Raw genomic sequence first — 17,149 nt, forward strand, 5'->3', positions numbered from 1 at the left:
TTCTAGTTCTGCAATTCATGACTTTTCGCCACCTTTCCCTACTCTTGCTCAGTCTCTTTATTCTGAGCTGTAACAACCAGCCTGAAATCCCCGAAAATGACCCGGCTTTTGCCGATTACATCCTCGCCCATACCTCCGGGGTTATTTCGGCCTATTCCGAAATTGAGATGCATTTGGCCCAAGATCTCAATCCCGGAGTGGAACCAGGAACCCCTATTGAAGCGAAAATCTTTGATTTCAGTCCCGATATAAAAGGACAAACAGTTTGGGAAAGCAGTAGCGAAATACGTTTTATCCCCGAAGAACCCCTGGAACCTGGTCAACATTACAGCGCTGAATTCGAATTAGGCAGCCTGGCCACGGTTGAATCCAAATTAAAAACCTTTGAGTTTGCCTTTCAAGCCATTGAGCAAAGTTATGTCTTGCTCCAGTTCCACATTGAGCCCTATGAAACAAAGAATCCTGCTTTAAATGTTTTAAAAGGCGAAATCAATACCGCAGATTTAAGTCATGCTGAAGAGCTGAGTGAAGCCTTGAAATTTGAAGGTATAGAAAGTAGTAGCATTCATTGGAACCCGGGCAGCGACGAACATCGTTGGTTGTTTAGTATTGATTCCATTGAACGTAAAGAAAAAGCCTATGAAGTACCCATTCTGCACCAAGGCAAAGAAATGGGAAGCCTTAAAGTGCCTAGCCTCTCCGATTTTGAAGTAATAGGTGTTTATGTCCAGCAATTACCGGTACAGAAAATCAGTATCTCCTTTTCAGATCCTCTCAGCGAAAAGCAAAGTACCAATGGCATGTTTCAGGTGGATGGCGAAGATGTGGCCTCACTGGAAATTGAAGGCTCCGTTGTGCATCTCTATCCTAAGAGCCGCAAAACCGGTACCGTACAACTTAAAATCTACCCTGGGCTTAAAAATATTCTGGGCTACAAATTCCCCAAGGAATACATTAGCCAGGTAAGCTTCCAGGCGCGTAAGCCCGAAATTCGTTTTGTAAACAGTGGGACCATTATCCCCACCAAAGGCTCAGTTAATATTCCCTTTCAGGCGGTAAGCCTTCGAGCAGTAGACCTCAAGGTATATCAGATTTACGCTAATAAGGTGCATCAGTTTTTACAAATTAATAAGCTGAGTGGAAAGCGCGAATTACGTCGGGTAGCACGACCTATCCATCGCGAGCGAATTGAATTGGATGGTGATGGTCTGAACCTCCAAGAATGGAACAATTTTGCCATTGATCTGGACCGTATCATTGAAAGACAGCCCGGAGCGATCTACCGCATTGAAATCGACTATCAGAAAGCCTATTCCCTCTACCCCTGTGAAGGAGACGACAATAGTGAATTGCAAAGTCTGGAACCCGAAAACTGGGATGAACCAGAAGAAGTTTTTGAAGAAGACTACTACGAATACTACTATTTCAGGGGCTATGATTATAAGGAACGGGATAATCCTTGCCATATCTCCTATTACAATCGTTCGCGGAAAATTGAGCGTAATGTCTTGGCCTCCGATATTGGCTTGGTGGTAAAAGGGACCGATAAGGAATGGTATGCCTATGCTCAACGCATTTCAAGCACCAGCTCCCTGAATGGGGTTAAAATCAAATACTACAATTATCAGGGCCAGCTCATTAAAGAAGGGGTTACTGATGGAGATGGCTATCTGCGTATGGATTTAGACACCCGGCCATTTTTAGTGGTGGCGGAAAGTGGCTCCGAACGCGCTTATCTAAGTCTCGAAAACAGCAGCAGTCTTTCTGTTTCCAGCTTTGCCGTTGGAGGACGCGATGTAAGCACCGGTATTGAAGGGATGATCTACACCGAGCGCGGAATCTGGCGCCCTGGAGATACGCTCTTCCTCGATTTTATTTTAAACGATGCCAAGAGTCCTATACCGGCCAGTCACCCCATCGTGCTCACCTTAAAAGACCCTCGCGGTCAAGAGGTTTATCGCACGGTTCAATCTCGGAAGACGGCTCAAATATTTAGTTTCCCGATTACTACCAGCAAGGAGGCCATTACTGGTAATTACAGCGCCCAAATCAAAGTGGGGGGTAAGAGCTTCTACAAATCTTTGCCCATTGAAACCATCCAGCCCAACCGCCTGGACATCACCCTGAGTGCACCGGAGGAAATTATTGATGGCAGTAAAAAAGGCGAAACCGAAATCAAACTCGAGGCCGAATGGCTCACCGGAGCATCGGCTTCTGATTTGCAAGCCGAAGTGCGGGCCAGTATTTCGGGGAATCCCAGGGCTTTCGCCGATAAGCACCCACTTTTTGATTTCTACGATGAATCGCGATCTGTGCCTTCTATGTCGGGCAACGAAATCTTCAATGATAAATTAGATGCCACCGGAAAGGCCAATATCAACGCCGATCTGGGCTACCTGAAAAATAGCCCGGGAATGTTGCGCCTCAATATGGGCACCAAGGTATTTGAGCCCGGCGGTCGTTTTAGCATCAATAGCACCAGCCTCGAATTAGCCCCTTTCAAGAATTTCGTGGGTATTCAAATGCCGGAAACCAATAAGTATGGCTACCTCGAAACCGAAAAAGATCATCCGGTAGGTTTGATCCGGGTAAACCAAAAAGGCGAGCCAATTAGCGGAAAAGTTAAAGTGAGTGTTTACAAGGTGAGTTGGTCTTGGTGGTGGTCGGCCCAAAGAGGCAATGCCACTTACTTGAATAACAGCTCCAATAATCGCATTGCCAGTGAAGAGGTAAATCTCGTCAATGGCCGTGGCCGATACTCTTTAAACATTCCTGATGATCATTGGGGTCGACTCTATATAGTGGTTGAAGATCCTGAAAGTGGTCACCGTAGCTCCAGCCTGGCATATGTAGACTGGGGTTGGGGTCGCGATCGCAGTGGCAGAGCCGGTGGCGAATCAGTAAGTGTATTAAATGTGCAAACCGATAAGGACAATTATCAGGTAGGTGAAACCGCTAAAATTAGTGTGCCCAGTGCTGCGGGGGGTCGCTTAATCCTCAGCTATGAAAACGCTACCGGTCAGATCATCCAAAAGGTATTGGCCACCAATGCCGGATCAACGGTGCATGAGCTTAAGATCACCCCAGAGATGGCACCCAACTGCTATGCCCATGCCATGATTTTACAGCCTCATAGCAGTAAAGGCAATGATTTACCCCTAAGGCTCTATGGTATCATCCCCATTATGGTGGAAGACCCGGCCACGCATTTACATCCGCAGATTGAAGCACCCGAAAAAATCCGACCCAATTCGGATTACAACATTAAGGTGAGCGAAAAAAATGGCAAAGCCATGGAATACACTCTGGCAATTGTTGATGAAGGCCTCTTAGGACTCAACAATTTCCAAAGCCCCGATCCCTGGCCCTATTTCTATTCTAAGATTGCCTTGGGTTTACGCACCTGGGATTTATACGATGAAGTAATAGGCGGCTTTAGTGGTGAAATCGCCAAAATGCTGGCCATTGGTGGTGATGGCGCCTTGCTGGAAAGCAATGAGGAAGATGCCGATCGCTTTGTACCAGTGGTACGCCACTTAGGACCCTTCAAGCTCAAAGCGGGCGAAAAGGCCAATCACAAATTGCAAATGCCTAATTACATAGGTAATGTGCGAGTAATGGTAGTGGCTGCCAACGATAAGGAAGCCTATGGTGCTGCTGACACCAATATTCGAGTGAAACAACCTTTAATGGTTCAAATGACCGTGCCTCGGGTATTAGGCCCTGAAGAGGAATTACTGGTTCCGGTAACCGTATTTGCCATGGAAGAGGGCATAAAGGATGTGAATCTGGAACTGAGTTCTACCGGCAAAATTGAGCTGATCGAACGCAGTAAAAAGATAAGCTTCTCGAAAACCGGGCAACAAACCGTCTACTTCAAGGCTAAGGTAAAACGAGCATTAGGAAAAGGAAGCCTGAAAATCACTGCGCAATCCGGAGTCGAAAAAAGCTTTGAAGAAACCGAAATTGCGGTGCGCAGCCCTTTACGTCGCCAAAAACAATTCCACGATGCAATTTTGGAAGACAGCAATCCGGTAAGCTATAAAGCGGAGCCCTTTGGAATTGCCGGAAGTAATAAGCTTACGGTAGAAGTTAGCAGCCTGCCGAAGATGAACCTTAGTGAGCGTTTGGAATACCTTATTGGCTATCCGCACGGTTGTTTGGAGCAGACCACCTCCAAGTGCTTTGCTCAACTTAATCTGGATAAATGGATAAAACTGGATAGCGATCAAAAAGCGGAAATCCAAAGTAATATTCGAGCGGGTTTATCTAAGCTTAGAACCTTACAATTAGGGGAAGGGGGCTTCCGCTACTGGCCCGGACAGAACTATGCCAATGCCTGGGCTTCAACTTATGTAGGGCACTTTATGCTTTCGGCTGAAAAAGCAGGTTACAATCTTCCGGTAGGAATGAAGGATTCCTATTTACGCTTTGCGCGCAAAGCTGCCAGGGAGTGGAATAACAGCAATCACTATTCTTATAATAATGATTTCAATCAGGCTTACCGACTCTATGTATTGGCTTTAGCTGGCAAGCCTGAATTGGGTGCCATGACGCGCTTAAAAAACCGCAATGACCTTACCCAGTCTGCCGCCTTCCGCTTAGCAGCGGCTTATGCCTTAGTAGGCGAAAAAGATGCGGCACGAGCCTTATTAAAAGCCAATGACTACACCGAGGCAGAAGATCGTTATTACTACTATTGTTACGGGAGTTCTACCCGTCGACTGGCCATGCAAATGGAAACTTTCTACGCCATGGGCGACAAGGAAGAAGCCCTGCGTTTAGCCAAAGAAATTGCCGAAAAGCTAAGTGATGGCTGGCATAGCACCCAAACTATTGCCTATACCCTTCAGGCTATGAGCCAGGTATTTGGCGGTGGCACCGAAAAAATGGATTTCGAATTGGTGGTGAATGGCAAAACACGCCGTATTAGCAGCGACCTCAGCGTATTCCAATATGAAGATGCCGCATTTGAGAAGGCTCAGGATATCAGAGTTAAGAGCTTAAATGGCCAATCGCTCTACCTTACGGTGATGCGTGAGGGCCTACCCGTTTACGGAAGCGAAACGGCCAATAGCAGTCGTATTGATATGACGGTGCAATACCTCGATCAAAGTGGAAATAAACTAGATCCTTCCGCCTTAAAAATTGGTACTCCGATTATCGCTAAGGTAACGCTGCAGCGATTGAGCCTATCCAAGGATTATGAGAACCTGGCGGTAAGTCAGTTCTTCCCCAGTGGCTGGGAGATTACTAATAATCGGGTATTGGCTGGTGGAGAAGAAACTGAAATCCATTATGATTATCAAGACATTCGCGATGATCGGGTACTAACCTATTACAATGGCTATCGCACAGCGCAAATGACCATCCAAATAGAGCTTACTGCCACCTATCCCGGAAAATGGTATTTACCTCCCACCTGGGCAGAAGCGATGTATGAAGGAAGCATTAACGCCAATAATGTAGGCCAATGGGTAGAAGTCCTCGTCGACTAATACTGCGCCGTATTGCCCTCATTGCGGGACTGATCTTCTTAATTTGGTGGTGGAATTGCCTGCCCGAGCCTCTTTTTGACCCGCCTTACAGCACGGTTACTGAGGCAGAGAACGGACAATTGTTGGGCGCTCGCATTGCGGCAGATGAACAATGGCGTTTCCCACCGGCAGATTCGGTGCCGATGCGATTCCGGCAGGCCATTGTGCAGTATGAGGATGAGCACTTCTATTCGCATCCCGGCTTTAACCCCATTGCCATTGTTAGGGCACTCTATCAAAACTGGAAGGCGGGTGAAGTTGTTTCTGGCGGCTCCACCATCAGCATGCAATGCATACGCCTGGCTCGTGGCAATCCTTCGCGCACCTACTGGGAAAAATTTACTGAGATCCTGCGGGCTATGCGGCTGGAGCTTAGCTACTCCAAGGAAGAAATATTGGAGCTTTATGCCAGCCAGGCTCCCTTTGGTGGTAATGTAGTTGGTCTGGAAGCAGCCGCCTGGCGCTATTTTGCTTTGGCTCCGCATCGATTATCCTGGTCTGAATGCGCGGCCTTAGCAGTATTGCCCAATGCACCAGGCATTATTCACCCTGGAAGGAACCGCCAGACTTTTGAGCAAAAACGCAATCGCCTGCTTCAAAAACTACTGGCTGAGGAAGTAATCGACTCCCTCACCTATCGCCTATCCTTATTGGAAGAACTCCCTTCCGAACCTCAGGCTTTACCGGACTTAGCCCATCACCTGAGCCAATATCAAGTCAAAGAAATGCCGGAAAGCCGCTTGCACAGTAGCTTAAACGCCAACTGGCAAAGGCATGTTCAGGAATTGGTAAACCTGCATGTATTGCAATGGCGGGGGAATTCCGTACACAATTCTGCCGCTCTGGTTATGGATCTTCAGGACGGGAGTATCAAAGCTTATGTTGGCAATACCACCAATGAGCTGGCCGATGGCAAGGAGATAAATATGCTGAATAAACCGCGCAGCACGGGCAGCATTTTAAAACCTATGCTCTATGCTGATGCCATGGCTTTGGGGCAATTATCTTCTCGGGCCCTGGTACCTGATATCCCTACCCGTTTTGGTGATTTTACTCCCAAGAACTTCGATCTTAAATACCGAGGCGCCACCCCGGTTTACAAAGCTCTGCAGCAATCTTTAAATGTGCCTGCCGCCCGAGTGTTACGAGATATGGGTGTTCCCGTATTCTTGCACCGCCTACGTGCCTATGGCTTGCATGATTTAGATCGCGATGCCGGATATTATGGTTTGTCTTTAATCTTAGGTGGATCTGAAGTGCCAGCCCTGCAAATCGCTCATATGTATCGCCGCTGGATTTGGGCCATGCAAGGCAAAGAAGAAAAGAGTATTTATGATATACTGGGACGGGTACAAGACTGGGGTCCTATTCCAAATTCAGATCCGGCCGCGATCTACAGCAGCTTGCAAATGATGGAGGGCCTCAATCGGCCAAGCAACTGGCAACAATGGGGCTCTAACCGACGAATAGCCTGGAAAACCGGAACTTCCTATGGCTTTAGAGATGCCTGGGCGGTAGGTACCGATGGACGATGGTTAGTAGTTTGCTGGACCGGCAATGCTAATTATGAAGGCCGGCCCGGGGTAATTGGAGTGGAAACCTCAGCGCCCTTGCTCTTTAGTATTATGGATTATTTACCAGCCTCTCCATTTTTTGAGCCACCCTACGACTGGCAGCATGCCCAAGTGATTTGCCGTGAAAGTGGATTTCTGGCGCAGGAGCACTGTCGCTATCGTGATACCATTTACGGCTCTAAAGCGAGTCTTAAGAACTGCCCTTATTGTGAGCCCATTTTCCTGAACACTAAAGGATTAAGGGTACATCACGAATGTAGCTCGGAGGAACCCAAAGATTCCAGTTGGATGATTTTAAGTCCGGCCATGACCTGGTATGCCCAACGTTCAGAATTGAATTATAAGGCGCCTCCGGATTGGGATCCTCAATGCCTGGCGCCAATAGATGAAGTTCTGGAATTTATATATCCGGAAAAATTTGAGGTAGTACGTCGTTCCCGTGATTTTGAAGGCACCCTGGGAAAAGTAATTCTCGAGGCAGGCCATCGACAAGGGGAGGTAACCATCTTTTGGTATGTGGATGATGAATACATCGGCTCCAGCCGGATCAATCACCGCATGGAAGTAGCTCTGGAGCTGGGAACCCACCGCCTTTTAATTATGGATGAAAAAGGAAACTCAGCCCAGTCATTTATAAAAGTGGTGGATTAATCAAGCGAATTTGTTTTTAAATTCACCTCGTGAAAGCCTTAGTCCGCAGGAATTACGGAGGACCGGAGCGCATCTTGCTCCAGGATGTACCTCAACCCGAAGCTGCTAAAAACGAAGTACTGGTTAAAGTGCATTGCAACACGATTAGCCGTACCGATTGTGGCATCTTAGGAGGCAAGCCCTTTATATTTCGATTCTTTGTAGGATGGCCCAAACCCCGTAATCCCATACTGGGTAGCGATTTCGCTGGCGAGGTAGTAGAGGTGGGTCCTGAAGTCAAAGGTTTTAAACCCGGTGATCATGTCTTTGGCTTTAATGATGAAGGCCTGGGCAGTCAAGCTCAATTTGTGAAAATCAAAGAAAGCGCTGCCATCAGTCATATACCGGGTCAAAAGTCCTATGTTGATGCCCTTTGCTGCGCCGAAGGAGCCCATTATGCCCTCACTTTTTTACGACCCCTTAATTTGGTAAAAGGCTCCAAAGTTTTGGTGATTGGAGCGACCGGAGCAATAGGATCCGCCGCCATTCAAATTCTTCGTGCCCGTGGAATCCGCATTGATGCAGTGGGGCCAGCCAGTCATCGCGATTATTGGCAAGAAAAAGGCGTGGAAAGCTACTGGGATTACAAGACGGAAGACTTTCGCAAAAGCTCCAAAAAATACGCCCATGTGCTGGATGCAGTAGGCAAGAGCAGCTATTTCCAATGCAGGCATCTGCTCAACCATGGTGGCGCCTATGTTTCTTCCGAATTAGGACCTTATGCCTCCAATGTATGGCTGGCTTTATTGCGGCCCTTTATGCAAAAGTCCAAGGTGTACTTCCCTATTCCCAAGGATATACCCGGCAGCCTGAAGGAGATGCATAAATTATTGGCAGCGGGTAAATTCAAGGGCCTGGTGGATCCGCTAAAGATCAGGCCGGAAAAAGCAGAAGATGCTTATCACTATGCCTGTTCCGGTCAAAAAATAGGCAATCTTATTATGCACTGGGATCAAGAATAAGTTGCTCCTAAGCAAAGCATTTTTCATTTGTCCTACCTTCGCGGCATGCCCCTGCAAGACCTCATTTATGTCCTCGACTTATTAGGCACCCTGGTATTCGCTATTTCGGGAGTAGTGGCGGCGGTAGAACGAAAATTCGATTTAGTAGGTGCCTTTATTATTGGCTTTGTAACGGCCTTGGGAGGCGGCACCACCCGCGATGTTTTAATGGGGGCCACACCCGTAAGTTGGATGTTGAACCTTGAATACCTGGGCATTGTCGCTTTGGCCATGATCCTCTGCTATCTGTTCTATCCCCGCTTAAGTCATATCCGCCGCAGCCTCTTCATTTTCGACTCCATTGGTTTGGGGCTCTTCACTATTCTGGGATTTCAAAAAGCAATGATTGCGGAACTTAGCATTCCCATTGCCTTAATGCTCGGTATTGTATCGGCCGTTTTTGGGGGCGTAATTCGCGATGTGCTTACCAATCAAGTGCCGCTGATTTTCCGAAAAGAAATTTATGCCCTGGCCTCTCTGGCCGGTGGATTGCTCTATTGGTTGGGTAGCCTATTGGAAGTAAACACCGCTCTTAATGCCTTGATCTCTATTTGCGTGGTGGTGCTTATTCGCAGTCTGGCGGTAGCCTATGGCTGGGAGAGTCCCTTTTTACCTTTGGGGCGCAAGGAGCACTAAGTTTTGAGCTCCGGCCATTGTCGACTCATCTTCTGCCCCTACCTTAGGGCTATGGCTCCTGAAGCATTGCAAAATGTACATCTCCGCCGTATTTGGTGGGCACTTAGCACCCCATCATTTTTGGATTTACCCGATTCTGCCCACTATTTTCACGATGATCAACATCGAGCATTAATTGCCGAGCTTTTAGCGAAGCAGGATCAAGAAGGCGCTAAAGTCAATGCGCATTTTGAAGCTCAGGTTCCCCAGGTAATGGGGCGCTATTTTGAGCAATTGATTTTATACGTTCTGGAACTCGACCCCCACTATGAGGTATTGGCCGCCAATGTGCAGATTATCGAAGCTAAAATCACTCGCGGTGAATTAGACCTCATCCTTTACGATAAACAAAAGGATCAAAAGCGGCATTGGGAGGTAGCCTTGAAATATTATTTGCAGGTAGGTGAAGATGGCAATCACCATAATTTTTTAGGTCCCAGCCGCCGTGATTTTCTGGGTCGGAAGATGGAGAAGCTCCGCAAATTGCAATTACCCCTTTCAGATCATCCCCAAATTAAAGCCGCTTACGGAGACCTCAAATCTGAACTTTTTCTGAAAGGCGAGCTTTATTATCCCTGGGCCAAAAATCCGATTTTGCCAGATCAGGCTCAAGCCGAAGCGACCCCATACTATTTCCTCAGCCTTAATCAGCTTAAAGAACTTTATTCGGAAAGCCAAGGCCGATTCTGCATTCTCAAAAAACCGGATTGGATCGGCTCCTATTTCACCAAAAACTCTTCAGAATGCCTTTCCTTTTCAGAATTGGAAGAAGAATTAGAAACGGAATTCCAGCGGATCTATAGGCCTCAACTCATTGCTAAAATGATGGAAAACCCAAACTCTTTAAAGGAGGAAAAGCGCTATTTTATCATTCCTGAAGGCTGGCCCAATTCCAAAACCGCAAATAATTAACTTAGCCAAAAGGCCACTTTGTACCCCTTAAGATCTATCCTCGTATTACTGCTCTTTTTCTTCGCCCTAAATGTGGTGGGCGAATTGGTGACTGGCCCTTTGATGGGTGATGTGGTTCCCACTTGGAAAATTGCCGCGGTAAGCCTGATTTCGGCCTTAGGAGCAACCTACCAATTAAGCCGCCGAGGCCTAAAACCCGGCGATGTGTTTAAGTATTTCCGCCGAACCTATTTGGTTCCCGGATTAGAATTGGAGCGCCTCTATCCCGCCCTCTTGGAAAAATTTCCCCCGCGAGAATTTAAAGTGGACTTGAGTTCGGATCATCAAGAAATTCGCATCCGCCGTAAGGCCAATTGGCGCAGCTTTGGTGAAGTACTCAGCCTTAAAATTAGAGATGCCCATTTGCAGCTTTGGATACGACCTAAGTATTATATCGATGTATTTGATCAGGGTCAGGCCTATGAGAGTCTGTTGCAACTAGAGCAAGTATTAAATACCGAAAGCTATGAAGCCTAATATTCGAATATGGATCGGCATTTTATGCAGCCTGCAACTTTCGGCCCAGAAGCTCATGGTATTGGGTCGTGCCCAAGATGCCGGGAAGCCTCAACTAGGCTGCGAAAAAGAATGTTGCCAGCCCGGAGTCACTAAAGGCAATGTGGTTTCCTTAGCCTGGCTGGAGCCAGATTCGGCACAATGGACCTTAATTGAAGCCAGCCCAGATATTAGCGAGCAATTTCAGTTAATCCCCCAGGGTTATGCCCGCTTACCCAAGGCAGTTTATGTTAGTCATGCCCATATTGGTCATTATACGGGTTTGATGTATTTCGGTCGGGAAGCCTGCAACACTCATCTATTGCCCTTATTTTGCGGAGAGCGAATGGCCGAATTCCTGACTCAAAATGGGCCCTGGTCGCAATTATTCGAATTGCAAAATTTGAAGCTCCATCCCCAGAAAGCCAGCTTAAAAGCGGCAGACCTTATTACCCAGCTAGATAGTGCCGGCATTTATGTTTTTAAAGTACCCCATCGGGATGAATTCTCCGAGACTCTAGCTTATATCATTAAAGGGAAATCCAAAACCGCCCTCTTTATTCCAGATATCGATAAATGGCAGCTTTGGGATGAAGATATTGTGGAATTGGTGCAAGCGGTAGACTATGCTCTTTTGGACGCGACCTTTTACAATGCCGAGGAATTACCCGGCCGCGATATGAGTGAAATTCCCCATCCCTTTGTAGTAGAAAGCATGGCCCTCTTCGATCCCTTAGATGCGGAGGAAAAAGCCAAGATTCACTTCATCCATCTCAATCATAGCAATCCCCTTTGGAATCCACAATCAGAAGCTTTTAAGGAAGTGGAGGCCAAGGGCTATCGCTTAGCCTGGAAGGGACAAATTTTTAATCTATGAGTAAAGCAGGGCGAAAACTGTGGCGGCGTTTTATTCTCCTGGCCCTGGCCTTTGGCCTGGTCATTTTTTCGGCCCTTTTCCTTTGGGCTAAAGTAAAATACCCTTCCTATGCCAAGGACTTATACATCAGTCATAAGTGGGGCGAGCGCGATCAAGCAGTGCTGCTTAAAACCCAAATTGCGGATTACAGTCAATATGAATTAAAGCCCGCTTTTGCGCATCGCTATGTACAGCTCAACCAGAGTGAAGACTGGCAAATTCCAACAGCCCTAATTGAGGACCTTCCGGCCCAAGCCTCTTTTATTATTGATCTGGAATGTTGGGGAAGTAAATACTGGCCAGTATACCGCAGTGCACCCCTCACTGCTGTTTCGGAGGGCGTTTACGATCAAAAGATTATCCAATTAGCGGAAATGCTCGCTACGCTGAAACAAGAGGTCTACCTCAATTTCAATCCTCAAATGGAAGTGCCCGGGCGCTTTTATCCCTGGCAAGAATATCCTTCCGTTTATATCGATGCCTTTCGCCATGTGCAGGCTTTAGTGAAATCCAAGGCCCCGCAGGTAAAAATGCTTTGGTCGCCGGCAGGTTATCCCGGTTTGGAAGAGTATTATCCCGGATCCGATTATGTAGATGCTCTGAGCATCACCCTCATCGCTCATTCGGAAATCCCTTTAGAGGTTTATCCCAAAATGAAATTAGAAGATGAAGTGTACCGCCGCTTACATCGCCTGCGTTTCTTTAATCATGAATGCCTGGTATTAGCCGGTCAATATGATGATCTAAGCCCAGAACTCTGGCAATCGCAAATATCCTTTCAGAAAGCGAATCCCCATCTCTACAATCGCCAATATTTTGAGCACCCGGAAACCAAGGTCGCTGAGGACAGCCTCTTCCATTTAGGAGTTTATGATCCCGATCGAAAATTAGATGGCCTGGCCGGAATTAATGCCGAGCATCTCTTCATCAATCTAGCGACCTATAAAAAGGAGGGCTTTTTTGAGGAATTGGAGAAAGTAAAGCGCAATGGACGCGAGCTAATTCTCACCCTGGAGACCATAGAAGATCGCAATTTTGAGCGCGATGATCAATGTTTGGAAAAGCTCTTGGCGGGTGAATACGATTCGGAATTAGAAGAGCTTTTGGATAGCCTGCAACATTTCCCACGGCAGATATACCTCCGCTTTTCCCAAGAAATGGAAATCCCCATTGAGCGCTATCCCTGGCAAAGTAAAGATCCCAAATTGTACATCGATGCCTATCGTTATTTGATGTTGAGAGCTGAAAAAGAAATTCCGGGCATCCTAAAAGTATGGGGACCGGCTGGCGATCGCGGTTCTTTGGAATGGTACCCCGGAAGCGATCAAGTAGACTATATCAGCATCGCCATTTATGGCCTACCAGATAAGAATATTACCGACCCCACCCAGCAGGAGCAATTCGCCCAAATTTACCGACGCAAGTCCTGGCGAATGCGGCAAGCCCCCGAGCCCATCTTCATCACCGAATTTGGTGTAAAGGGCCCCGAAGATTTTCAGGAACAGTGGCTTTTGAAGGCGGCCGAAACGATAAAATCAGCCGAAGAAATTGCGGGGATCAACTACTTCAATATGCATGATGTGCCTAAAGCCTGGGGAGATATTGCTCCACCCGATTGGAGTGTAGAAGCCCAAACTTATCGCAACTTTATAAAGGCTCTCGATCGACCTTAGTGAACCAATAGGGGACTAAAATGCTAATTCAAGAATTGCGTGTACCTTCCACGCCCTTATATTTTTCAGCGCTATGAATGTACGATTGAGAATGGTCGGCCTCCTTTTTGTGATGAGCTTTGGCCTCTATGCCCAGCAGGTAAACAGCACTGGACTTGAAGAATTGGAAACAGCCGGTTGGTATCGATATACCGGCGATCAAAGCTTAAGTGCCGAGGCCTTTATTGAGCAGTACCGTCAACAATTGGGATTGGGGGAAAAAGATCGCCTGGAGCTGCAAAGGGTGAGCTATGGCAAGGATGGTTCCGAGCATCGCCATTATCAGCAAATGCATCAAGGAATCCCTGTCGAAGCGGGAGAGCTGATTATTCACCTACGTAATAATGCTGTATATCTGGCCAATGGGGAAATTGTAACAGGCTTAAACATTAATCCGATACCGGCGATAAGTGAAAAGCAGGCATCGCAAAGGGCCTTGAATTATTTCCCTGCCCAATGGTATTCCTGGGAAGCCGACTATGCCCTCAGGCCCTTGGGTAGTTTGGTTATTATCGACAAAGATTTTAGTAAGAAAGGCGACCGATATCAACTGACCTGGAAGGAGGATGTCTACAGCTATGAGCCTTATGATCGCAACTGGGTTTATATCAATGCCCAAAACGGTAACTTAATTCATAGTATCAGTCGTATTCATAGTCAGGATACCGGAACTGCACGCACCAAGTACTCAGGCACCCGCACTATTTACACCCTTTACAATAGTGATTCGGCGAAATATGTCTTACAAGATACGCTTAGTGGTGGAGGTATTTTCACCTATAATATGGAAAAGCGCACCAATAAAGCCTTCGCTATCGACTTTTACGACGATGACAATTACTGGAATAATTTCAATGCCAATTTTGATGAGGCGGCCACCGATGCGCATTGGGGTGCAGAGCGTGTTTACAGCTACTTTAAACAACATTACAATCGCTTCAGCTACGACGATCAAAACTCACCATTGATCTCCTATGTACACTACGATTCCAATTATGTAAATGCCTTTTGGAATGGTCAGGAAATGACCTATGGTGATGGCAATGGCGTTGCTTCCACCCCATTAATTTCCCTGGATGTAGTAGCGCATGAAATCACACATGGTATTACCGAATACACGGCCAATTTGATCTATCAAGGTGAGTCCGGAGCGCTCAATGAGTCCTTCAGCGATATTTTCGGAGTAGCGATTGAATTTGCCTACGATTCGGCCGGTGGCGACTGGAAAATGGGTGAAGACTTTTTAAATACCGGCAATGGCTTACGGAATTTGCGAAATCCCGCTCAATTTAGTCATCCCCATACCTACAAAGGCAATAACTGGGGCCAGGGTCTCTTTTTCGATAATGGCTATGTACACAGCAATTCCGGGGTTCAGAACTTTTGGTACTACCTGCTTACTGAGGGTGATTCTGGCGTGAACGACAATAATGACCGTTACGATATTGAAGGCCTCGGTTATCAAACGGCCGCAGATATCGCTTACCATAATCTCGACAATTACCTCACTCGTTTTTCCGACCATTGGGATGCGCGCATGGGAGCGATGCAATCGGCTATCGACCTCTATGGCGCTTGCTCTAATGAGTATATCCAAACCACCAATGCCTGGTATGCAGTGGGAGTAGGAGAGCCTACCGGCGATTATGATCTTAGTCTTGATGCCTTGGTGCTTCCCGAACGTGATTGCAGTTTGGGTGCTGCGGAAGATGTGATTTTTGTGATTCGCAATAATAGCTGTGCCCAAAGCATTACAGCAGGAACGGCAATTAACCTCAGCTACAGCATTAATGGCGGGCTCCTGCAAACCATGAGTACCGTAATTAGCAATACTCTTTTACCGGATTCTGTAGCCTATATCGTACACAGTCAAACTGCTGATCTAAGCCTGACGGGTAATTACGATTTCTTCGCCTCGATATCCACATCCAGCGATAGCCTCACTTACAATAATACCTACGAGCAAAGGGTCCGTCAGGAGGGCTATCAGAATGCAGAATGGAAATTGCTGGAGGTGCTCAATCCTATTTCGGGCTGTGAGTTAAATGATAGCACGAACATTAGCGTATCGGCCGTATTCCTGGGCTGCGATAGCCTGGCTGTAGGCACTAATATTTCCTTGGATTACAGCTTATCTGGTGCAGCCAGTCAAAATATCGGCACCAGCTTAAGCAGAACCGTACATTATGGCGACACCCTAAATCTCGACTTCTCCACCTATTTGAATATGGATGCTCGCGGTGCCTATACCCTCACTTTAAACTTGGTCTACAGCGGCGATCCCACTTTGAATAACAACCGCATTGTGAACTTTCGGGTTTTAAAACCCTATGAATTGCTGGGTGGAAAAATCGGCTTTGAGGATTTCGCCTATGCCGATTCCCTGCTTATACGTCATGGCAATAATAGCAGCAGTCGACGCAATACCGTGGCCAGCACCGGTAATCGCGGTCTGGAAATAGTGGGTGGCCCTCTGGTTAATTATCCGGATCCTTTTGAGGTTCCTCGGAATGACACTGCGGTTTGGCAAGTAAACCCCAGTTTCCGCTCCACTTATTGCACCTGTGTAGATGCCCGTCAGGAAGGAGCCTTACAACTGAACTTCGATTTGCAGCAGGCTTATACTCGCCTAATCCGACGTTTACGTTCGGAGCCCAGTAATAGCGCTTATACCAGCAGCTTGCGGGTTTTAGCCAATGGACAGCCAGTAAGCGGAACCTTTATTGCCAGCAATCCCGATGGCGATGGTTTCCAAAGTCAAATTGTGAATTTGGATGATTTTGCTGGGCAGTATTTCGAGCTCTGTTTTGAGACCCATCTATTGGTGGATAAGCGTACCAATTCGGTCACCAATGATGGCGATATTATCAACCTCGATAATATTTACTTAGGCAGCAGCGGCATTGGTCTAAAAGAACCTAAGGTAGCCAGCTTTAGCTTTGCGCTCTATCCTAATCCTCATAATGGTGATTTCAATATTCGCTTAGAAAAAGCTTCCGCCGGTACCTATGAATTGGAAGTACAGGATTTCCAAGGTCGAGTGATCAACAAGCGCAGTATTCAAACCCAAGCCGGGGATCAAAATTGGAACTTTAGCACGGATCTGGCCGCAGGTACCTATTTCGTGCTATTACGCAGTCCGGAGGGAAAACAGTATTCCCAGCGCATGATTATTCAATCGTGAGTTGGTACAAACTGTGGTAAAGTCGATCATGGGCACTGGCCGCAGTATCTTCCAAACCCCAGCTAAAGCTTAAGGTGTCCTGGGGACTTTCGAGCCAAATGCTTCTTTGGATGTGCTGACCAGAGCTTTGAAACGGCGCTAATTTGCGGATGGCCTGGGCTTTCGCCTGAAGCGACTTTAATTGGGATTCGCTAAGCTGCTTTAATTCTGCTCCCTTATTGAGGACCCGTCCATCGGCTTCCAAGCTATACATACCACTTCCGCCAGTAAAGCCTCCCACTTCCTCAAAGCGTATACGAATAAAGTCAGGATCCCTTGCCCCATTTTGCACTTGACTGCTTTTGCATGCACTAAAAATCAGCAGAACTAAAAAAGCCCATTTATACATGCATTAAAGATAGGGCTCAACTAATT

The 17,149-nt window shown here is 47.0% G+C and carries 10 protein-coding genes; 9 read left to right on the top strand and 1 reads right to left on the bottom strand.

The window, feature by feature from the left end; all coding sequences use genetic code 11:
• Nucleotides 1-17: 17 nt before the first annotated feature.
• From ACO05P_RS11365 to ACO05P_RS11405, 9 genes are all read left to right on the top strand, one after another.
• The gene (locus ACO05P_RS11365; RefSeq protein ID WP_421750977.1) at nucleotides 18-5,498 is read left to right on the top strand and encodes an alpha-2-macroglobulin family protein; all 5,481 of its coding nucleotides are present in this window, start codon (nucleotides 18-20) and stop codon (nucleotides 5,496-5,498) included.
• Nucleotides 5,474-7,762 carry a penicillin-binding protein 1C gene (pbpC, locus tag ACO05P_RS11370; protein WP_421750979.1) on the top strand — a complete coding sequence of 763 codons (2,289 nt, stop codon included), beginning with the start codon at nucleotides 5,474-5,476 and terminating at the stop codon, nucleotides 7,760-7,762. The genes ACO05P_RS11365 and pbpC overlap by 25 nt, the downstream gene beginning before the upstream one ends.
• A gap of 29 nt (nucleotides 7,763-7,791) precedes the next feature.
• Complete coding sequence (locus ACO05P_RS11375; protein ID WP_421750980.1) at nucleotides 7,792-8,763, top strand: NAD(P)-dependent alcohol dehydrogenase; 972 nt, start codon at nucleotides 7,792-7,794, stop codon at nucleotides 8,761-8,763.
• Nucleotides 8,764-8,790: 27 nt separating this feature from the next.
• A complete protein-coding gene (locus tag ACO05P_RS11380; protein WP_421750981.1) occupies nucleotides 8,791-9,438 on the top strand; it encodes a trimeric intracellular cation channel family protein in 648 nt (215 codons plus the stop codon).
• A gap of 51 nt (nucleotides 9,439-9,489) precedes the next feature.
• Nucleotides 9,490-10,389, top strand: a complete 900-nt coding sequence (locus ACO05P_RS11385) for a DUF1853 family protein (RefSeq protein WP_421750982.1) — start codon at nucleotides 9,490-9,492, stop codon at nucleotides 10,387-10,389.
• A gap of 18 nt (nucleotides 10,390-10,407) precedes the next feature.
• A complete protein-coding gene (locus ACO05P_RS11390; protein ID WP_421750983.1) occupies nucleotides 10,408-10,905 on the top strand; it encodes a hypothetical protein in 498 nt (165 codons plus the stop codon).
• Nucleotides 10,895-11,800, top strand: coding sequence for an MBL fold metallo-hydrolase (locus tag ACO05P_RS11395; protein ID WP_421750984.1), 906 nt, complete (start codon nucleotides 10,895-10,897; stop codon nucleotides 11,798-11,800). The genes ACO05P_RS11390 and ACO05P_RS11395 overlap by 11 nt, the downstream gene beginning before the upstream one ends.
• Nucleotides 11,797-13,512, top strand: coding sequence for a hypothetical protein (locus tag ACO05P_RS11400; RefSeq protein WP_421750985.1), 1,716 nt, complete (start codon nucleotides 11,797-11,799; stop codon nucleotides 13,510-13,512). Before ACO05P_RS11395 ends, ACO05P_RS11400 begins: the two co-directional genes overlap by 4 nt.
• A 73-nt stretch (nucleotides 13,513-13,585) precedes the next feature.
• Nucleotides 13,586-16,735, top strand: coding sequence for a M4 family metallopeptidase (locus ACO05P_RS11405; protein WP_421750986.1), 3,150 nt, complete (start codon nucleotides 13,586-13,588; stop codon nucleotides 16,733-16,735).
• Here the strand turns inward: ACO05P_RS11405 and ACO05P_RS11410 are convergent.
• Nucleotides 16,722-17,123 (bottom strand): hypothetical protein, encoded by a 402-nt coding sequence (locus tag ACO05P_RS11410; RefSeq protein ID WP_421750987.1) that lies wholly within the window; start codon nucleotides 17,121-17,123, stop codon nucleotides 16,722-16,724. The two genes, ACO05P_RS11405 and ACO05P_RS11410, sit on opposite strands and share 14 nt — an antisense overlap.
• Nucleotides 17,124-17,149: the final 26 nt, after the last annotated feature.

Source organism: Croceimicrobium sp. (genome assembly GCF_965228705.1).
Taxonomy (GTDB): domain Bacteria; phylum Bacteroidota; class Bacteroidia; order Flavobacteriales; family Schleiferiaceae; genus Croceimicrobium.